The sequence below is a fragment of the Variovorax sp. CCNWLW225 genome (genome assembly GCF_037204045.1).
GTDB lineage: Bacteria > Pseudomonadota > Gammaproteobacteria > Burkholderiales > Burkholderiaceae_C > Variovorax.
Genome location: NZ_JBBCBV010000015.1, coordinates 101,110 through 119,815 on the forward strand (window position 1 = coordinate 101,110; position 18,706 = coordinate 119,815).

The following is an 18,706-nucleotide window of genomic DNA, read 5'->3' on the forward strand; positions in this document are numbered from 1 at the left end:
TGGCCTGTTTCAACCGAATGGTACTTGTACCAATTCATGAAACCTGTACGAAAGCTACGCTCAACCCCGGCCGGGAGGCCTATTTTTGTTTCGAGGCGGGGTTTTCACATGAAGAAGCTTTTTACTGCAGCGGCCTTGGTGGGTTTGTCGGCCGCCGCGTCGGCGCAGGGCACGGTCAACGTGATCTGCTCGGTCCAGGCCGAATGGTGCAACGTGATTGCCACCGTGTACGCACGCACCACCGGTACCCGCATCAACATGTCGCTCAAGGGCTCGGGCGAGGCGCTGGCCCAGCTCATCGCCGAGAAGGACAACCCCAAGACCGACGTATGGTTCGGCGGCACCGGTGACCCGCACCTGCAGGCGGCCGAACAGGGCCTCACGCTCGAATACAAGTCGCCCACGCTGGCGCAGCTTCACCCCTGGGCACAGCAGCAGGCCAAACAGTCGGGCTACAAGACGGTCGGCATCTATTCGGGCCCGCTGGGCTTCGGCTACAACCCCGAGCTGCTGGCCAAGAAGAAGCTGCCCGTGCCCAAGACCTGGGCCGACCTGCTCAAGCCCGAGTACAAGGGCGACATACAGGTGGCCAACCCGGCCTCGAGCGGCACGGCCTACACCATGATCGCCACGCTGGTGCAGCTCATGGGCGAAGACAAGGCCTTCGATTACCTCAAGGCGCTGCACAAGAACGTGGGCCAGTACACCCGTTCCGGCACCGGCCCCATCAAGGCCGTGGCGCGCGGCGAAACGGCGGTGTCCATCAGCTTCGTGCATGACGGTCCGGGCGAGAAGATGCAGGGCTTTCCAGTCGAGACCATCACGCCCAGCGACGGCACGGGTGCCGAAATCGGCTCCATGAGCATCATCAAGGGCGCGCGCAACCTCGAGGCCGCGAAAAAGTTCTACGAATGGGCGCTGACGCCCAGTGCGCAGGAGCTCGGCGCCGCCAACAAGCAGTTCCAGCTGCCGAGCAACAGCACCGCAAAGCTCGATCCGCGCATTCCGGACTTCAAGAAGATCAAGTTCATCAACTACGACTACGCCAAGTACGGCGCCAGCGCCGAGCGCCGGCGGCTGATTGCGCGCTGGGAAAAAGACGTCAACTCGCTGCCGCGCTAAGTGGGCACCGTTGCCGCCGGCGCCGCGCCGGCCAATCCGGCGGCCGCCGCTTCGGCCCGGCGCTCGCAGCGCTGGATCTGGGCCTGGGTGGCACTGGGCTTTGCGGCCTACCTCGTGCTGCCCTGGTATGCGATTCAGGACTCGACCTGGTACGAGGCCGTTCCGCAGGTGTTCGGCCAGGCCGAGGGTGCCAATGGCCTGATGCAGGCGGCCACGCAAGGCCGCAGCTGGCTTTTCATCGGGCTCGTCGGCCTGGCGATGTGCGCCATCGGTGCCTGGTTGCCGGCCGGCCGGGCGCAAGGGCGCTGGCTGCTGGCGGGTGGCGCCATTGGCGCCCTGGGCCTTGCCATTGCAGGCTTCACCATCGGCGCGCGCGGCTGGAGCTTCGCGGCACTCAACACGCAGTTCGGCGAACTGGCCATCAACCAGTTCGGCATCGGCGCGGGCGGCTTCGTGGCGCTCACCGCGCTCACGCTGCTGGCCGCCTTCGGCATTGCGCGGCTGGGGCTGTTCAAGGGCGACCTGTTCGTGGCCGCAGCGGTCCTCGGCTGCGGCGTGCTGATGGCGCTGTTCATCGCCTACCCCGTGAGCAAGGCGCTGGCTGGCGCCTTCTTCAATGAAGACGGGCAGTGGTCAATCACGGCCTTTGTCGCGCGCGTGTTCACCGAGCGTATCTGGGGCTTGGGCTGCATTGCGGGCGGCGTGCGCTGTGGCGTCGCCTGGAACACGCTGGTGCTGGCCCTGCTCACGGCCGCCGGCACAACCTTTCTAGGCACATTGATGGCGCTGATGGCCGAGCGCGGCAGCAAGCGCGGGCAGGGTGCGCTGCGGGTGCTGGCGCTGCTGCCGATCATCACGCCGCCTTTCGTGGTGGGCCTCGGGCTCATCCTGTTGTTCGGCCGCGCGGGCATCGTCAACCAGCTGCTCGAAAACGTCTTCGGCATCGAGCCGACGCGCTGGTTCTACGGCATGCCGGGCGTTCTGGTGGCGCAGCTCTTCGCCTTCACGCCCATCGCCTTCATGATCATGCGCGGTGTGGTGCAAGGCATTGCGCCCAGCCTCGAAGAAGCCGCGCAGATGCTGCGTGCCGACCGGCGCCGCACTTTCTTCACCATCACGCTGCCGCTGTTGAAGCCCGGGTTGGCCAACGCCTTCCTGGTCGGCTTCATCGAGAGCATTGCGGACTTCGGCAACCCTGTAGTGGTGGGCGGGCAGTTCTCGGTGCTGTCGACCGACATCTTCTTTGCCATTGTCGGCGCGCAGTACGACCAGGGCCGCGCGGCGTCGCTGGCATGGGTGCTCACGATTTTCGCGCTCGGCGTGTTCGCGCTGCAGCGAGGCGTGCTCGGCAAGCAGAACTACACGACTGTGAGCGGCAAAGGCGATGCAGGCATTGCCATGGCGTTGCCCGACGGCGTTCGTCGCACCATCTACTGCATCGCGCTGCCGTGGATCGCGTTTACGGCCGTGGTCTACCTGTTCGCCTTTGCGGGCGGCTTCGTGCAGACCTGGGGCCGTGACTACAGCTTCACGCTCAATCACTTCAGGAGTGCGTTCGCGCTCGAATGGGGCCAATTTGGCTTGGTCTGGGCCGGCACGGCATGGAACTCGCTGATCACCACGCTCAAGCTCGCGGGCATCTCGGCACCCATTACTGCGGCACTGGGTTTGCTGATTGCGTGGCTGCTCGCGCGCAACGAGTTCAAGGGGCAGGGCGTGTTCGAGTTCGGCGCGCTGCTGGCCTTCGCCATTCCGGGCACGGTGCTCGGCGTGAGCTACATCCTGGCCTTCAACGTGCCGCCGTTCGAGCTCACGGGTACCGGGCTCATCATCGTGCTGTGCTTCATGTTCCGCAACCTGCCGGTGGGCGTGCGCGCCGGCACCGCCGCCTTCAAGCAACTGGACCGCTCGCTCGACGAAGCCTCGCTGATGCTGCGCGCCTCCACGTCGCAGACGCTCTTCAAGGTGGTGCTGCCGCTGCTCAAGCCTGCGCTGGTGGCCGCGCTGGTGTACAGCTTCGTGCGCGCCATGACGACCGTGAGCGCGGTGATCTTCCTGGTCACGGCCGAGAACGAGCTTGCCACCACCTACATCATCGGCCGCGTGGGCAACGGCGACTACGGCATTGCGCTGGCCTACTGCACGGTGCTCATGGTGCTGATGTCTCTGGCCATTGCACTGGTGCAGTGGGTTGTCGGGGAGCGCAAGCTGGGGCGCCGCAAGGCAGGCGTGCCGATAGTGGCCGCCCCCGTGGTGCATTGACCGGGAGAAGAACACATGAGCAACGGCATCGAATTCCGCAACGTCACCAAGCGCTACGGCACTGACAAAGACGGTCCGCTCGCGGTCAAGGGCATCAGCTTCGAGGTGCCGGTCGGCACGCTCACCACCATCCTCGGCCCTTCCGGCTGCGGCAAGACGACCACGCTGCGCATGATCGCGGGACTCGAATCGCCGACTTCGGGCTCGATCCTGATGGGCGGGCGCGATGTCACCACGCTCGGCCCGGCCGAGCGCAACGTGAGCATGATGTTCCAGAGCTACGCGCTCTTTCCGCACATGAACGTGATCGAGAACGTGGGCTATGGCCTGCGCATGAGCGGCGTGAAGAAGGACGAAGCGGTCGTCCGCGCGCGCGATGCGCTCAAGGGGGTGGGCTTGGTCGGCTTCGACGAGCGCCTGCCCAGCGAACTCTCGGGCGGCCAGCAGCAGCGCGTGGCGTTGGCACGCGCCTTGGTGCTGGAGCCCGCGGTGCTGCTGTTCGATGAACCGTTGTCCAACCTCGACGCCCGCCTGCGGCGCGAAATGCGCGAGGAGATCCGCGCACTGCAGCAGCGCCTCAAGCTCACGGTGGCCTATGTGACGCACGACCAGAGCGAGGCGCTGGCCGTGAGCGACCAGATCATCGTGATGGACCACGGCCTCATCGCCCAGCGCGGCACGCCCGAGCAGCTCTACGGCCGGCCCGAAAGCGAATTTGTCGCGGGCTTCATGGGCGAGGCGATGGTTTTTCCGGCCATGGCGCAAGCCGACGGCAGCGTCACCTTCGGCCCGCTGCGCCTGCAGCCGCGCCATGCGGTGGCGCCCGGCGCCGTGAAGGTCGCGGTGCGCCCCGAGGCCTGGAACATCGGCGGCGCCGAGGCGGGCCAGGGCCTGCCCGCCACATTGCGAAAGGCGGCCTACCTGGGCAGCTTCTACGAATACGGCTTCGACACCCCGATCGGGCCCGTCTTCGTGGTGTCGACCGATCTTTCGCACCCCCTGGCCGCAGGCGCGCAGGCCACGCTGTCGCTGGCGGCGCACGGCGTCAGCGTGGTGCCCGGCGCATGAAACAATGGCGCCATGAACGTGGTTTTCGATCTTGGCGCCGTGCTGCTGGCATGGGAGCCCACCCGGCTGGTGCAGACCCATCTTCCCGAACACGCCTCCACTGAGCTTGCCGCCGCGGCGCTCGGGCGGGCGCTGTTCCACCATGACGACTGGCTGTGCTTCGACTGCGGCACGCGCTCGCTCGAAGATGCCATTGCGCGCATGGCCCAGCGGCTGTCGCTTCCCGCCGCACGGCTCGACGAGATGCTCGGCACGCTGGGCGAACGCCTGGAGCCGATCCCGGTCACGGTCGAGCTGCTCGAAGGGCTGTTTGCGCGCCGGGATGCGGGCGAGGCGCTGCGCCTTTACTACCTCTCGAACATGCCAGCGCCTTATGCGCGTGCCATCGAGCGCCGCCACGGCTTCATCCGGCGGTTCGACGGCGGGGTCTTCTCCGGCGACGTGAAGTTCATCAAGCCGAATCGCGAAATCTACGAGCTGCTGGCGGTGCGCCATGCGCTCGATCCGCAGCAAACGGTTTTCATCGACGATTCGGCGGCCAACGTGGAAGCGGCGCGCGCCTTCGGATGGCACGCCATTCACTGCACCCACCCCGCCGCGCTGGCGACGCAGCTCGGGCGCTATCTGCCGTCCGTCTCGACTACCGGGCGGTAAGCACCACCTTGGCGGTGTCGAAGCCCAGGCTGGCGGCGTAGTCCAGCTCGGCCTGCAACGCGTCGTCTTCCAGCCGGGGAGCGCGCGAAAGCACCCAGAGGTACTGGCGATCAGGTGTGCCGACCAGCGCCACCTGGTAGTCGCGGTCGAGCTTCAGGATCCAGTAGTCGCCCCACACCATCGGCAGCCAGCTCAGCCAGGAAGGCGCAAAGCGCACTTCGAGCCGGCCCGCGCCGGGCTGGCCCGCCACGGGCACCACGCGCGCCGTGCCCACCGCCTCGTCGAAATTGCCGTCGGGCCGTACGCAGCGGTTGATGACCTGCAGCGTGCCGTCGGGCTGAGGCGTGTACTCGGCGGTCACAGGGCCCGCGCACTGTTTCTGGAAGCGGTTCGGCAGGCGGGCCTGTTCGTGCCAGACGCCGGCATAGCGCTGGATATCGACCGGCGCCACCACCTGCAGCGGCGCGCGCATGAGCGGTGCGCCGTCGGCGGGGCCGGGCAGTTGCGCCCGCGCGGTGCGGCCGGCGCCCAGGGCGAGCCAGGTAGCCACGCCGCCCACCACGAAGGCAGTGGCCAGGGTGCCGATGGACGAACTGGTGCGGCGGTCGTCGAAAGGAGCGCGGTTCGCTGCTGCGGAAGCTGCGGAGCGATGACGGAAGGACATGGGGGGCACTCCTGTAGTGGGAAAGCATCAAGGCGGGAAGCCGCAGGCTAGCCCCTGAACGCACCCGCTGCCGTCAGCGGCGGACCACAGCCCATGTAGGGCAGGGCAGCCGGCGTACAACCCTGTCGGCCGAAGGCCGATGCAGCGCCGTGAAAAGCCGTGCTACGGTGCGCATGAAAACATCGGCCCCAGCGCAATAGCGTGCAGGACTTGTCATCACCCGCACAGGATAATCTTCGACATGAATCAACTCGATGCTCTCCGTCAATGGACCACCGTGGTCGCCGACACCGGCGACTTCAAGCAACTCAGCATTTCCAAGCCGCAGGACGCGACCACCAATCCGTCGCTCATCCTCAAGGCGGTGCAAAAGCCCGAGTACCGGCCGCTGCTCGACGAAGCCGTCAAGAGCCATGCGGGCAAGCCGCTCGACGAAGTGATCGACCGCCTGCTGGTGCGCTTCGGCGCCGAGATTCTCTCGATCATTCCCGGACGCGTGTCGACCGAAGTCGACGCCCGCCTTTCGTTCGACACCGCCGCCACCATTGCACGCGGCGAGCGCATCGTGGCGCTCTACAAGGCCGAAGGCATCGACACCGAGAAGCGCCTGCTGATCAAGGTGGCCTCCACGTGGGAGGGCATCCAGGCGGCGCGCGCGCTCGAGCAGAAGGGCATTCGCACCAACCTCACGCTGCTGTTCTCGTTTGCGCAGGCGGTGGCCTGCGCCGAGGCCGGCGTGCAGCTCATTTCGCCCTTTGTGGGCCGCATCTACGACTGGTACAAGAAGTCGGCCGGCGCCAAGTGGGACGAGGCGGCGAGCGCGGGCGCCAACGATCCGGGCGTCAAGTCGGTGCGCGAAATCTACAACTACTACAAGCAGCACGGCATCAAGACCGAGGTGATGGGTGCGAGCTTCCGCAACGTGGGGCAGATCCAGGCCCTGGCCGGCTGCGACCTGCTGACCATCAGCCCCGAGCTGCTGGCCGAGCTGGCCGCCAGCAACGAGCCGCTAGCACACGCACTCGACGCCAAGAAGGCCGCCGCAACGGCCAGCGTGGAGAAGCTGAGCTACGACGAGCCGAGCTTCCGCTTTGCGCTGAACGAAGACGCCATGGCCACCGAGAAGCTCGCAGAGGGCATCCGCGCCTTTGCAGCCGACGCCGTGAAGCTGGAAAAACTCATGCAGGAAAGCGGCAAGTAAACATGGCCATGACCCTTCGCTGCGACCGCGCGTCCGCCTGGGCGCAACTGCAAAGCTACTTCGAAACCGCGGGCCGCCAGTTCGACGTGCGCCATGCCTTCGTCGACGATGCCGGGCGCTTCGAGCGCTTCAGCCAGGAAGCACCTTACGTCTTTGCCGACCTGTCGAAGAACCTGATCGATGCGCGCACCGAGGAAATGCTGCTTTCGCTGGCCCGCGAATGCGGCCTCGAGGCGCATCGCGATGCGATGTTTGCCGGCGAGCACATCAACAACACCGAAGACCGCGCCGTGCTGCACACGCTGTTGCGCGCGCCGGCCGATGCCGCCGTGGGCAAGACCGCCGGCGAGCTGCGCCAAGTGCACGCGACGCTCGACGCGATGCTGGCCTATGCCGAAAAGGTGCGCAGCGACCACACCATTACCGACGTGGTCAACATCGGCATCGGCGGCTCCGACCTCGGCCCGCAGATGGCGGTGCTGGCGCTCGCCGAATTCGCCGCTCCGGGCAAGCGCTTTCATTTCGTTTCGAACGTCGACGGCCACGAGCTCGACGGCGTGCTGCGCGACCTGGCCCCCGAACACACGCTGTTCCTGATTGCGTCCAAGACCTTCACCACGACCGAGACGATGACCAACGCGCTCTCGGCCAAGCGCTGGTACGAGCAGTCGGGCGGTACGGACATCGCCGGCCACTTTGCCGCGCTCACCACCAACGTGGAGGCCGCGAAGCAATTCGGCATCGACATCACCTTCGGCTTCTGGGACTGGGTCGGCGGCCGCTATTCGCTGTGGTCGGCCATCGGGCTTCCGATTGCCCTGGCGATTGGCGCCGACGGATTCCGCCGGCTGCTGGCGGGCGCGCATGCAATGGACGAGCACTTCCGCACCACGCCGCTCGAAAAGAACCTGCCGGTGCGCCTGGGCCTGCTCGACGTCTGGTACCGCAACTTCCACAAGTTCACGAGCCGCGGCATCGCGCCGTATCACAGCGCGTTGAAGCGCCTGCCGGCCTACCTGCAGCAGCTCGAGATGGAAAGCAACGGCAAGCAGGTCGATGCAAGCGGCGAGCCGCTGCCCGCCGGACTGGGCACTTCGCCCGTGCTCTGGGGCGAGCCCGGCACCAATGGCCAGCATGCCTATTTCCAGATGCTGCACCAGGGCACGGATGTGATTCCACTCGAATTCGTGGCGGTGCGCGACGCAGCGCACACGCTCGAAGGCCACCACGCCAAGTTGCTGGCCAATGCGCTCGCGCAGGCGCAGGCATTGATGGTCGGCAAGCTCGACGCCGGTGGCCACAAGAACTTTCCAGGCAACCGGCCGAGCACCTTCTTTGTTTTCGAGAAACTCACGCCCGAGGCGCTCGGCGCTTTTCTCGCAATGTACGAACACCGCGTGTTCACCAGCGGCGCGCTGTGGGGCATCAACAGCTTCGACCAGTGGGGTGTGGAACTCGGCAAGGTGCTCGCAAAGGACATCGAACCGCGTCTTGCTTCGGGCGACATCATGGGGCTTGATGCCTCGACGGCCGGGCTGCTGAGGCGGCTGGGGTCTTGAGCTGCTTCGGTTTCTAGGGCCGCAGGAGATATTCAGGGCGGCGCACCCGCCGACGGGGTACCTTTCTCCGCGAATGTCCCCCGGCCTGCGGCCTCCTCCTTTATTTCGCTGCGCAAGGCACCCCGCCAGCGGGTGCGTGATTCAGAGCGTTCGTTGATCGGCGGTGCACCCAGAGCGTGCCCAAGTGCACAGGGCATCGGGTGCTCCGCGCAGCGAAATAAAGGAGGAGGGGCGCAGCCCCGGGGGACATTCGCGGAGGGGAGTACCCGGTGGCCTGTGCACGCGCCCTGAACAGCGGCGCCATCCCTCAAGCAGTAGCCGCTTCTGCAACCGTCCGCACAGGCGAACCACTCGCCATCCGCACGCACAAGTCGAAGGCCTGCTGCAGCCCTTCGATCTGCGCAACACCCTTGCCTGCGATGTCAAAAGCGCTGCCGCTGGCCGAGGTGGCCACCGGCACCGGCAGGCCGCCGTGCAGCGTCACACCGTGTTCGAAGCCCATGAGCTTCATCGCGATCTGGCCCTGGTCGTGATACATCGACACCACCGCATCCACATCGCCACGGCGTGCGCCGATGAACACCGTGTCAGGCGAGAACGGACCGCGGGCGTCGAAGCCCTCGGCGCGCAGCTGTTCGATGGCCGGTGCGATGATCTCGATTTCTTCCATGCCGATGGAGCCGCCGTCCCCCGCGTGCGGGTTGAGCCCCGTCACCGCAATACGAGGTTGCGCCACACCTGCGCGGCGCAGGGCCGATGCAATGATCTTCACCGCATCGCTCACGCCTTCCATCGTGATGTGGCTTGCCACGTCCTTCAGCGGAATGTGCGAGGTCACACGCGAGGTCCATAGAGAGCCCGTGAGGTTGAACTCGCAGACGAAGCCCTTCACGGCAAAGCGCTCCTGCATGTAGCGCAACTCGTCTTCATGCACCAGGCCACCCAAACGAAGCGAATGCTTGTTGAGCGGCGCAAAGAGAATGCCATCCGCTTGCCCGCGCCGCACCGCCGCGGTGGCGAGTTCCAGTGCTTCGAAGGATGCGCGGCCCGAGGCCTCGTTCGATTCGCCGAGCACCGGCTCCCGGCCCTCCATCCAGTCGCGCAGCAGCAGGGTGGGGCGGCCGTCCTCGAAGCGCAAGTCGTCCAACCGGTCGATCTGCAGTGGGTCGAGCTTCACGCCCGCCACGCGCTCGCCCGCGGCCAGCACCACGGGGTCGGCAATCAGCAGCACGCGCGCGGCGTCCAGGTTGCGTTGGCGCGCGAGCAGCTTCACCGCCATCTCGGGGCCGATGCCGCTCGGGTCGCCGAGCAGCACGGCGATGCGGGGCTTCGCGGAAATGACGGTCGGGGTCTTCGATGGGGTGGACATGGAATCAGGAATGAAATGGAGAAGAGGAAGGAAAGAAGGAAGGCCTCATTCGGCCTTGATGTTGGCGTCCCGCACGAGTTGGCCGTAGTGGTCGAACTCCTGCTTGTTCATAGCCGCGAAAGCTTCGCCGGTGATCACGCCGGGTTCACCTCCGAGCCCCTTGATGCGCGCCTGCACATCGGTCAGCCTCAGCGTGCGCGTGAGCTCCGTGCCCAGCCGCTCCACCACGGGCCGCGGTGTGCCAGCCGTCACATAGAGTCCGTACCAGGTGGACACGTCCGCGCCCTTGATGCCCTGCTCGGTCAGCGTGGGCACATCGGGCAGCTCGGGCGAGCGCTGCGGTGCGCTCACGGCCAGCGCGCGGAACTTGCCGGCCTTGATCTGGCCCATGGCGGAAGAGGTGCTGTCGAACATCATGTCGACCTCGCCGCCGATGATGTCGATGTGCGCCTGCGAGCTGCCCTTGTAGGGCACATGGATCGACTTCATGCCCGTGGCCAGGTTGAAGGCCTCGCCGCCCACGTGCTGCGTGCTGCCGATGCCGGACGAGGCGTATTTCAGACCGCCCGGCTTGGCCGTCATGGCTGCCACCAAGTCTTTCACCGACTTGTAGGGCGAGGTGGCCGAGACCACCAGCACGTTGGGCATCACGGCCACCAGGCCGATCGGCTGCAGGTCTTTCAGCGGGTCGTACTTGAGCTTGAGGATGTGCGGCGCCACCGCCTGCGCGGTGTTGGTGGCCAGCAGCAGCGTGGTGCCGTCGGCCGCGGCGCGCGCGGTGAGTTCGCCGGCGATGGTGTTCGAGGCGCCGGGCCGGTTCTCCACCGTCACGGGCTGCTTGAGCACCGGCGCGAACTTGTCGGCCAGCACGCGCGCGAGGATGTCGGTGCCGCCGCCGGGCGAGGCGCCGACCATGATGCGCAGCGGCTTGTCGGGGTAGGCGGGCTGCGCACCGGCCATGGCGGTTGCCAGTGCCAGCGTTGCCGCGCTCGCCGTGCGGGCAAGAAAAGAAAGCTTCATCGGGTGTGTCTCCTGCTTGTTTGGTGCCAGCTTAGGGAGCTTCGTGTTGCCAATCCAATCGAAAAAGCCCGAAGCTCCATATACTTTTGTGCATGACTTCCGGTTCAGGCCTGACCGACGCATCGCTGATGCTCCATGTGCGGCCGCGCCAACTGCTCCTGTTGGCACGGCTCGATGCCCACCGCCATCTGGGCCGCGCAGCCGAGGCCATGAACATCAGCCAGCCGGCTGCCACCAAGCTGCTGCAGCAGCTGGAAGATTCGCTGGGCGAAAAGCTCTTCGAGCGCCTTGCGCGCGGCATGGAGCCCACGCCATACGGCGAGATCCTGATCCGCTATGCCCGCCGCGTGCTCAGCGACTTCGGCAGCGCCCGCGAGGAAATGCTCGCGCTGCGCTCGGGCCTGAGCGGTTCGCTGCGCGTGGGCAGCGTGCCGGGCGCGGTGCCCGAGCTGCTGGCGTCGGCGCTGGTCGAGTACCACCGGCGTCATCCGCAGGTGGCGGTGTCGGTAATCGTCGAGACCAGCGATGTGATGCAGGCGCAGCTCGAGCAGGGCGACGTCGACCTGGTGCTGGGCCGGCTCACGGACAGCCACGACGAGGCCAAGTACGCGAGCGTGCCGCTGCTGGGCGAGTCGCAGGTGGTCGTGGTGCGCGCCGCGCACCCTGTCTTCGAGCAGCCCACCGTCACGCTGGCCGAAATGGCGAACTGGTCATGGGTGTTGCAGCCCCCGGGCTCGCCGCAGCGCGGGCGCTTCGAGGCGGCGATGCGGGAGGCGGGTATCCAGGCGCGGCTCGACATCATCGAAACGGCATCGCCCATTGCCATTACCGCCTTGCTCGAGAACTCCGACATGGCCGCCGTGATGCCGGCTTCGCAGGCCGGCCACTACGCGCGGCTGGGCGTGCTGCGCACCGTGCCGGTGGAGCTGCCGGTGCGCGTGCCGCCGATCTGCCTCATCACCCGGCAGGACCGCCCGCTTTCACCGGCCGCGGCGCAGTTCCGGCGCCAACTGCTGGGCGGTGCCTGAGGTCTTTGGATTGAGCTTTTCCATGCTGTATTGCGTTGACTAGGGAATCTCCTAGCTGATTGGTGCATGAAAGTACCAGCAAGGACGGATGAAGTACCAAACCCGCAAGCGCGTTTCTCCAGAATCCCGCCACGGCGACCCGAACACAGGGCGTCGCTCACCTCTAGGAGACAACATGAAGCGTTTTCTGAAAGCGGGCCTCGTCCTCGCACTCGCCGGCACGGGGCTCGCCTCCCAAGCCGCCACCGAACTCGTGATTGCCACCGTGAACAACGGCCACATGATCGAGATGCAGAAGCTGACGCCCTTCTTCGAAAAGGCCAATCCGGACATCAAGCTCAAGTGGGTGACGCTCGAGGAAGGCACGCTGCGCCAGCGCGTGACCACCGACATTGCCACCAAGGGCGGCCAGTTCGACGTGATGACCATCGGTTTGTACGAAGCGCCGATCTGGTCGAAGAAGGGCTGGCTCCAGCCCATTGCCACCGACGCCGCCTACGACGCCGACGACCTGCTGCCGGCCATTCGCGCCGGCCTGTCGTACGAAGGCAAGCTCTACGCCGCGCCCTTCTACGGCGAGAGCTCGATGCTCATGTACCGCAAGGACCTGGCCGACAAGGTCGGCTTCAAGATGCCCGAGCAGCCCACCTGGGCGCAGGTGAAGGAGCTGGCCGGCAAGATCCACGACCCCAAGGCCGGCGTATACGGCATGTGCCTGCGCGGCAAGCCGGGCTGGGGCGACAACATGGCCTTTTTGACGACGCTGGTCAACACCAACGGCGGCCAGTGGTTCGACATGCAGTGGAAGCCGCAGATCGACACCAAGCCATGGAAGGACGCGATCAACTTCTACGTCGACATGATGAAGTCGTATGGCCCGCCGGGCGCCTCGGCCAACAGCTTCAACGAGAACCTTGCGCTCTTCAACGAAGGCAAGTGCGGCATGTGGGTGGACGCGACCATTGCGGCCTCGTTCATCAGCGACCCCAAGCAGTCGAAGGTGGCCGACAAGGTCGCCTTCGCACAGGCACCGGTGGCCGTGACGCCCAAGGGCGCCAACTGGCTGTGGACCTGGAACCTGGCCATTCCCGCAAGCTCGACCAAGGGCGCCGCCGCGCAGACCTTCGTGAAATGGGCGACCTCCAAGGAGTACGTGAACCTGGTCGCCAAGGAGCATGGCTGGGGCACGGTGCCCACCGGCACGCGCAAGTCGACCTATGCGAACCCCGAGTTCCAGAAGGTGGCCAAGTTTGCTGCGGCCGAGAAGAAGGCCATCGATACCGCCAACCTCAGCGACAGCACCTTGCCCAAGTCGCCGTACGTGGGCGTGCAGTACGCGGCCATTCCCGAGTTCCAGGCCATCGGCGTGGCGGTGGGCCAGCAGATGAGCGCGGCGCTGTCGGGCAAGGTCACGGTCGACCAGGCGCTGAAGACTTCGCAGACTGCGGCTGAGCGCGAGATGAAGAAGGCCGGCTACTACAAGTAAGCCAGCTTTCATTCTTGCTCCCTCCCCTTCCGGGGGAGGGCAGGGGTGGGGGCACGCGGCGTACCAATCGCCGCGGCGCTTGATCCGGGAAGCCCCCATCCCAGCCTTCCCCCAGCGGGGGAAGGAGCCAGACACAACGAGAAGGAATTTCCTCATGAAACGACTCCTGCCCCGGGCCCTCATGGCGCCCGCCGTGCTCACGCTCCTCCTCTGGATGATCGTGCCGCTCGTGATGACGTTGTACTTCTCGTTCGTGAACTACAACCTCATGCAGCCCGGCGAGCGCACGTTCACGGGCATCGAGAACTTTCATTACTTCGTCACCGACCCCGACTTCTGGCCCGCAACGTGGAACACGTTGATGCTGATCGGCAGCGTGATCGTCATCACGGTGGTGCTCGGCGTGTTGCTCGCGCTGCTGGTGAACGAGCCCTTCCCGGGCCGCGGCATCGTGCGGGTGCTGCTGATCTCGCCCTTCTTCGTCATGCCCGCGGTCAACGCGCTGCTGTGGAAGCACATGATGATGAATCCCATCTACGGCATCCTGGCCGACGTGTGGCGCTTCTTCGGCGCCCAGCCGGTCGACTGGCTCACCGACGTGCCGCTGTTCTCGGTGATCATCATGGTGGCCTGGCAGTGGCTGCCGTTCGCCTGCCTGATCTTCATCACCTCGCTGCAGTCGCTCGACCGCGAGCAGATGGAGGCCGCGCGCATGGACGGCGCGAGCGCATTCCAGCGCTTTTTCTACCTGACCATTCCGCACCTCGGCCGGCCGATGGCGGTGGTGATCATGATCGAGATGATCTTTCTGCTCAGCGTGTTCGCCGAGATCGCCATCACCACCAATGGCGGCCCGGGCAACGAGAGCACCAACATGACCTACCTGATCTTCAAGCAGTCGCTCATGAACTTCGACGTGGGCGTGGCCTCCGCCGGCGCGCTGTTCGCGGTGGTGCTGGCCAACATCGTGGCCGTGTTCCTCATCCGAATCATCGGCAAGAACCTCGACTGAAGAAGGAACGACCATGCAACCCAGCAACTTCCTTCCCCAACTGCTGCGCACCGTGGGTGCGTGGGCCGTGGCGCTGCTCCTGTTCTTTCCGCTCGGCTGGCTGTTCCTCACGGCCTTCAAGACGGAGCTGCAGGCCATTCATGTGCCGCCGCTCTTCGTCTTCGAGCCCACGCTCGACAACTTCGGTGAAGTGCAGCGCCGCAGCGACTACCTGCTGTACGCGCGCAACTCGCTCATCACCAGCCTGGGCTCGACCATCATCGGCTTGCTGATTGCGGCGCCCGCCGCGTACTCGATGGCTTTCTTCCGCACGAAGAAGACGCGCGACATCCTGATGTGGATGCTCTCCACCAAGATGATGCCGGCGGTGGGCGCTCTGGTGCCGATCTACGTGCTCGCGCAGACCGCGGGCCTGCTGGACTCGCTCACCGCGCTGACCATCGTGTTCACGCTGTCGAACCTGCCGATCATGGTGTGGATGCTCTACAGCGCCTACAAGGACATTCCGAACGAAATTCTCGAAGCGGCGCGCATGGACGGCGCCAGCCTGTGGACCGAGTTCCGCCACGTGGTGCTGCCGCTGTCGGTGGGCGGCCTCGCATCGACCGGCCTCCTGTGCCTGGTGCTGAGCTGGAACGAGGCCTTCTGGGCACTCAATCTCAGCTCGGCCAAGGCCGGCACGCTGGCCACGCTCATCGCCTCGTACTCCAGCCCCGAGGGCCTGTTCTGGGCCAAGTTGTCAGCGGCTTCGCTGATGGCCATTGCCCCCATCGTCGTGTTCGGCTGGTTCAGCCAGAAGCAACTGGTGCAAGGCCTGACCTTCGGCGCCGTCAAGTAAAGAAAGGGAGACATCTCATGGCCTACCTGCAACTCAACGACATCAAGAAAAGCTTCGGCGACGCCGACATCATCAAGGGTGTGGATCTCGAAATCCAGAAGGGCGAGTTCATCGTCTTCGTCGGGCCTTCGGGCTGCGGCAAGTCGACGCTGCTGCGCCTGATTGCGGGGCTCGAGCCGATCACCAGCGGCAACCTGCTGCTCGACGGCAAGGACATCACCTGGGCGCCTTCGGGCAAGCGCGACCTGGCCATGGTGTTCCAGAGCTACGCGCTCTACCCGCACATGAGCGTGTACGACAACATGTCCTTCGCGCTCAAGCTGGCGGGTGTTTCGAAGAGCGAGATCAAGACCAAGGTCGAGTACGCGGCCAAGACGCTCAACCTCACGCAGTACCTCGACCGCACGCCCAAGGACCTGTCGGGCGGGCAGCGGCAGCGCGTGGCCATCGGCCGCGCCATCGTTCGCGCGCCCAAGGTGTTTCTGTTCGACGAGCCGCTGTCCAACCTCGATGCGGCCCTGCGCGGCAACACGCGCGTCGAGATCCACAAGCTGCACCGCTCGCTCGGTGCGACCACCATCTATGTGACGCACGACCAGGTCGAGGCCATGACGTTGGCCGACCGCGTGGTGGTGCTCAGGGACGGTCTCATCGAGCAGGTCGGCACGCCGCTAGAACTGTATGACCGGCCCGCCAACCAGTTCGTTGCGCAGTTCATCGGCATGCCTTCAATGAACATGGTGGCGGCGAGTGCGATCCCGAGTTTCTCGGCAGCAACCGGCGGACGCCTGCCGAGCGACGGTTTCCTGGGCGTGCGGCCCGAAGGCTTGCGCGTGCATCCGAAGCAGGCCGCCGCCGCGGGCGTGCCGGGGCGGGTCGAGCTCATCGAAGCGCTTGGCGCCGACACGCTGATCCACGTCGATGTGGGGGGCGTGCCGCTGATTGCGCGCCAGAACGAGCGCACGCCGCTGCATGCGGGCGACGACGTGGCGGTCGAGCTCGACCCGTCGGTGCTTCATTTGTTCAACCGCGAAGGCCGTTCGGTCTCCGCCTGATTCTTCCGGAACATTCCCGTGACCCTCGCAGCAGCGCCTCTCGATGCGCCAACTCCATCCCCGGCTCCTTCGGAGTTCACGGTGCTTCACCTTGGACTCGGCTCGTTCCACCGGGCCCACCAGGCGGTCTACCTTCAGCGGCTGATCGATGCGGGCGACACCCGCTGGTCGCTGTCGGGTGCCAACATCCGGCCCGACATGGCCGATGTGGTCGCTGCCCTGCAGGCTCAGGGCGGGCGATACACGCTGGAGACGGTTTCACCGGCCGGCGAGTACCGCTACGAGCAAATCGAAGCCATTCGAGAGGTTCTGCCTTACGAGCCCTCGCTGGCTAGGGTCGTCGCGCGCGGCGCGGCACCGTCCACGCGCATCGTGTCATTCACGGTGACCGAGGCGGGCTACTACCTCGATACGAAGGGCAAGCTGGACCTCTCGTTCGGCGACCTTGCGGCAGACATCGAGCGAGCCCGCCGCGGCCAGGCGTGGAGTGGAGGCGGCGAAGGCGTGACCATCTACGGCGCCGTCTGCGCGATCTTGCGCGCGCGCAAGGCTGCGCAGGCCGGTCCGGTCACGCTGCTCAACTGCGACAACCTGCGCCACAACGGCGACCGTTTCCGTGCCGGGCTGCTCGAGTTCATCGAGCGCGCGGGCGATTCCGAGTTGCTCGCCTGGGTGCAGGCGAACACCGCCTGCCCGAATGCAATGGTCGACCGCATCACGCCGCGCCCGCCGCCCGAACTGCGTGCGCGCGTGAAGGCCGCCACCGGCCGCGACGATGCCGCCGCAATCACCGGAGAAAGCTTCATCCAATGGGTGATCGAAGACAACTTCGTGGCCGGGCGCCCCGACTGGGGCCGCGTGGGCGTGGAGCTGGTCGATTCGGTGCAGCCTTACGAAGAAGCCAAGATCCGCATCCTCAACGCCACGCACAGCTGCATTGCCTGGGCCGGCACGCTGATCGGGTTGAGCTTCATCCACGAAGGCACGCACGATGCGGCCATCCGCAATATGGCGTACGACTACGTGACCGACGACGTGATTCCATGCCTCAGCCCGAGCCCAATCGATCTTGCGGCTTACCGCGACGTGGTGCTCGACCGCTTCGGCAACCCCGCGATCCGCGACACCAACCAGCGCGTGGCGGCGGATGGCTTCTCGAAGATTCCGGGCTTCATCGCGCCCACGGTGCGTGAGCGGCTTGCGGCCGGGCAGACGATCGACAGCGTTGCGATGCTGCCTGCACTGTTCCTTGCCTTCTTGCAGCGCTGGCATCACGGGGTGCTGCCGTATGCGTATCAAGACCAGGGCATGGACGAAGCCGTGGCGCACGCCACTTGCGATGCCGCCGATCCGGTGCTGGCGCTGTGCTCGGACGCGGGACTGTGGGGCGCCATTGCTGGCGATGCACGGCTGGTAGAGGCCGTGCGTGGCGCGAGCGAACGCGTGGCAAGTTTCATGAATGCAGGAGCAACGAGATGAGCGAACGGCTGAAGAACCGCCACGTGCTGCTGACCGGTGCCGGCGGAGGCATCGGGCTTGCAGTCGCCGAGGCATGCATTGCCGAGGGCGCGCGCTGCAGCATCGTCGACCGCATGGCTGCTGCGCCCGAAGCAGTGCGGGCGCTGTTGCAAAAGCATCCCGACCGCCTTGCCTACATCGCGGCGGACGTGACCGACACGAAAGGAATCACGCACCTTCTCGCAGAGGCGCAGGTCGCCTTCGGCCCCATTCACACCTTGTTCAACAATGCCGCGGTGTTCGACCTTGCGCCGTTGCTCGACAGCGACGAGGCATCTTTCGACAAGCTGTTCGCGGTCAACGTAAAAGGCATGTTCTTCGTCATGCAGGCGGTGCTGCGCCACATGGTCGAAGCCGGCACGCAGGGTGCATCGATCATCAACATGGCGTCACAGGCGGGGCGTCGCGGCGAGGCGCTGGTGTCGCACTACTGCGCAACAAAGGCCGCAGTCATCAGCTACACCCAGAGCGCCGCACTGGCCATGGCCCCGCACGGCATTCGCGTCAACGGCATTGCGCCGGGCGTGGTCGACACGCCCATGTGGGACCATGTAGACAGCCTGTTCGCCAAGGCCGAAGGGCTGCCACTCGGCGAGAAGAAGCGGCGAGTGGGCCTGGAGGTGCCACTCGGCCGCATGGGCGTGCCGAGCGACATTGCCGGCGCAGCGGTATTTCTTGCCAGCGACGAGGCACGCTACATCACGGCGCAGACCTTGAATGTCGACGGCGGGAATGTGATGAGTTGAGATGGACAGCTTCTGCTTGTCTTGCGTTGTTGTTCAGGGCGGCGCACCCGCCGACGGGGTACCTTTCTCCGCGAATGTCCCCCGGCCTGCGGCCTCCTCCTTTA

Annotated in this window: 16 protein-coding genes; 13 read left to right on the forward strand and 3 right to left on the reverse strand. The window is 65.8% G+C overall.

What is annotated here, in order from left to right; translation table 11 throughout:
- The first annotated feature begins 108 nt into the window (after positions 1-108).
- From V9L20_RS21255 to V9L20_RS21270, 4 genes are read left to right on the forward strand one after another with little or no spacing between them, the layout of a single operon-like run.
- A complete protein-coding gene (locus V9L20_RS21255) occupies positions 109-1,122 on the forward strand; it encodes an ABC transporter substrate-binding protein (protein ID WP_337298115.1) in 1,014 nt (337 codons plus the stop codon).
- Positions 1,123-3,384, forward strand: coding sequence for an ABC transporter permease (locus tag V9L20_RS21260; RefSeq protein WP_337298116.1), 2,262 nt, complete (start codon positions 1,123-1,125; stop codon positions 3,382-3,384).
- A 15-nt stretch (positions 3,385-3,399) separates the two neighbouring features.
- Positions 3,400-4,452, forward strand: a complete 1,053-nt coding sequence (locus V9L20_RS21265; protein ID WP_337298117.1) for an ABC transporter ATP-binding protein — start codon at positions 3,400-3,402, stop codon at positions 4,450-4,452.
- A gap of 12 nt (positions 4,453-4,464) precedes the next feature.
- Positions 4,465-5,106 carry an HAD family hydrolase gene (locus V9L20_RS21270; protein WP_258504329.1) on the forward strand — a complete coding sequence of 214 codons (642 nt, stop codon included), beginning with the start codon at positions 4,465-4,467 and terminating at the stop codon, positions 5,104-5,106.
- On the opposite strand, the gene V9L20_RS21275 is transcribed toward V9L20_RS21270, so the two are convergent.
- Positions 5,093-5,770, reverse strand: coding sequence for a lipocalin family protein (locus V9L20_RS21275; protein WP_337298118.1), 678 nt, complete (start codon positions 5,768-5,770; stop codon positions 5,093-5,095). The two genes, V9L20_RS21270 and V9L20_RS21275, sit on opposite strands and share 14 nt — an antisense overlap.
- A gap of 241 nt (positions 5,771-6,011) precedes the next feature.
- Between V9L20_RS21275 and tal the strand changes: the two genes are divergently transcribed.
- Together tal and pgi are read left to right on the forward strand one after the other, a co-directional pair.
- Entirely contained in the window at positions 6,012-6,971 is a 960-nt protein-coding gene (tal, locus tag V9L20_RS21280; RefSeq protein WP_281147336.1) for a transaldolase, read from the forward strand.
- Positions 6,972-6,973: 2 nt separating this feature from the next.
- Complete coding sequence (gene pgi / locus V9L20_RS21285; RefSeq protein WP_337298119.1) at positions 6,974-8,530, forward strand: glucose-6-phosphate isomerase; 1,557 nt, start codon at positions 6,974-6,976, stop codon at positions 8,528-8,530.
- Positions 8,531-8,837: 307 nt separating this feature from the next.
- On the opposite strand, the gene V9L20_RS21290 is transcribed toward pgi, so the two are convergent.
- Both V9L20_RS21290 and V9L20_RS21295 read right to left on the reverse strand, forming a co-directional pair.
- Positions 8,838-9,899 (reverse strand): 4-hydroxythreonine-4-phosphate dehydrogenase PdxA, encoded by a 1,062-nt coding sequence (locus V9L20_RS21290; RefSeq protein WP_337298120.1) that lies wholly within the window; start codon positions 9,897-9,899, stop codon positions 8,838-8,840.
- A gap of 45 nt (positions 9,900-9,944) precedes the next feature.
- Positions 9,945-10,919: a Bug family tripartite tricarboxylate transporter substrate binding protein gene (locus V9L20_RS21295; RefSeq protein WP_337298121.1), complete on the reverse strand. Its 975-nt coding sequence runs from the start codon at positions 10,917-10,919 to the stop codon at positions 9,945-9,947.
- A gap of 92 nt (positions 10,920-11,011) precedes the next feature.
- Between V9L20_RS21295 and V9L20_RS21300 the strand changes: the two genes are divergently transcribed.
- The 7 genes from V9L20_RS21300 (at position 11,012) to V9L20_RS21330 (ending at position 18,602) form a co-directional block, all read left to right on the forward strand.
- Entirely contained in the window at positions 11,012-11,947 is a 936-nt protein-coding gene (locus V9L20_RS21300) for a LysR family transcriptional regulator (protein WP_337298122.1), read from the forward strand.
- 175 nt (positions 11,948-12,122) lie between these two features.
- Positions 12,123-13,433 (forward strand): ABC transporter substrate-binding protein, encoded by a 1,311-nt coding sequence (locus V9L20_RS21305; protein WP_337298123.1) that lies wholly within the window; start codon positions 12,123-12,125, stop codon positions 13,431-13,433.
- 154 nt (positions 13,434-13,587) lie between these two features.
- On the forward strand, positions 13,588-14,445 hold the full coding sequence (locus V9L20_RS21310) for a carbohydrate ABC transporter permease (protein ID WP_337298124.1): 858 nt from the start codon (positions 13,588-13,590) through the stop codon (positions 14,443-14,445).
- A 13-nt stretch (positions 14,446-14,458) separates the two neighbouring features.
- Positions 14,459-15,283, forward strand: a complete 825-nt coding sequence (locus tag V9L20_RS21315) for a carbohydrate ABC transporter permease (protein ID WP_337298125.1) — start codon at positions 14,459-14,461, stop codon at positions 15,281-15,283.
- Positions 15,284-15,300: 17 nt separating this feature from the next.
- Entirely contained in the window at positions 15,301-16,338 is a 1,038-nt protein-coding gene (locus V9L20_RS21320) for an ABC transporter ATP-binding protein (protein ID WP_337298126.1), read from the forward strand.
- Between the two features lie 81 nt (positions 16,339-16,419).
- Positions 16,420-17,817 carry a D-arabinitol 4-dehydrogenase gene (dalD, locus tag V9L20_RS21325; protein WP_337298132.1) on the forward strand — a complete coding sequence of 466 codons (1,398 nt, stop codon included), beginning with the start codon at positions 16,420-16,422 and terminating at the stop codon, positions 17,815-17,817.
- Positions 17,814-18,602, forward strand: coding sequence for an L-iditol 2-dehydrogenase (locus V9L20_RS21330; protein WP_337298127.1), 789 nt, complete (start codon positions 17,814-17,816; stop codon positions 18,600-18,602). The genes dalD and V9L20_RS21330 overlap by 4 nt, the downstream gene beginning before the upstream one ends.
- Positions 18,603-18,706 lie beyond the last annotated feature (104 nt).

What these genes read in the sequence shown, in the direction of transcription:
- V9L20_RS21255 (WP_337298115.1), top strand. Translation starts at nt 109, where the DNA reads ATGAAGAAGCTTTTTACTGCAGCGGCCTTGGTGGGTTTGTCGGCCGCC.
- V9L20_RS21265 (WP_337298117.1), top strand. Translation starts at nt 3,400, where the DNA reads ATGAGCAACGGCATCGAATTCCGCAACGTCACCAAGCGCTACGGCACT.
- V9L20_RS21270 (WP_258504329.1), top strand. Translation starts at nt 4,465, where the DNA reads ATGAACGTGGTTTTCGATCTTGGCGCCGTGCTGCTGGCATGGGAGCCC.
- V9L20_RS21275 (WP_337298118.1), bottom strand. Translation starts at nt 5,770, where the DNA reads ATGTCCTTCCGTCATCGCTCCGCAGCTTCCGCAGCAGCGAACCGCGCT.
- tal (WP_281147336.1), top strand. Translation starts at nt 6,012, where the DNA reads ATGAATCAACTCGATGCTCTCCGTCAATGGACCACCGTGGTCGCCGAC.
- pgi (WP_337298119.1), top strand. Translation starts at nt 6,974, where the DNA reads ATGGCCATGACCCTTCGCTGCGACCGCGCGTCCGCCTGGGCGCAACTG.
- V9L20_RS21290 (WP_337298120.1), bottom strand. Translation starts at nt 9,899, where the DNA reads ATGTCCACCCCATCGAAGACCCCGACCGTCATTTCCGCGAAGCCCCGC.
- V9L20_RS21295 (WP_337298121.1), bottom strand. Translation starts at nt 10,919, where the DNA reads ATGAAGCTTTCTTTTCTTGCCCGCACGGCGAGCGCGGCAACGCTGGCA.
- V9L20_RS21300 (WP_337298122.1), top strand. Translation starts at nt 11,012, where the DNA reads ATGACTTCCGGTTCAGGCCTGACCGACGCATCGCTGATGCTCCATGTG.
- V9L20_RS21305 (WP_337298123.1), top strand. Translation starts at nt 12,123, where the DNA reads ATGAAGCGTTTTCTGAAAGCGGGCCTCGTCCTCGCACTCGCCGGCACG.
- V9L20_RS21310 (WP_337298124.1), top strand. Translation starts at nt 13,588, where the DNA reads ATGAAACGACTCCTGCCCCGGGCCCTCATGGCGCCCGCCGTGCTCACG.
- V9L20_RS21315 (WP_337298125.1), top strand. Translation starts at nt 14,459, where the DNA reads ATGCAACCCAGCAACTTCCTTCCCCAACTGCTGCGCACCGTGGGTGCG.
- V9L20_RS21320 (WP_337298126.1), top strand. Translation starts at nt 15,301, where the DNA reads ATGGCCTACCTGCAACTCAACGACATCAAGAAAAGCTTCGGCGACGCC.
- V9L20_RS21330 (WP_337298127.1), top strand. Translation starts at nt 17,814, where the DNA reads ATGAGCGAACGGCTGAAGAACCGCCACGTGCTGCTGACCGGTGCCGGC.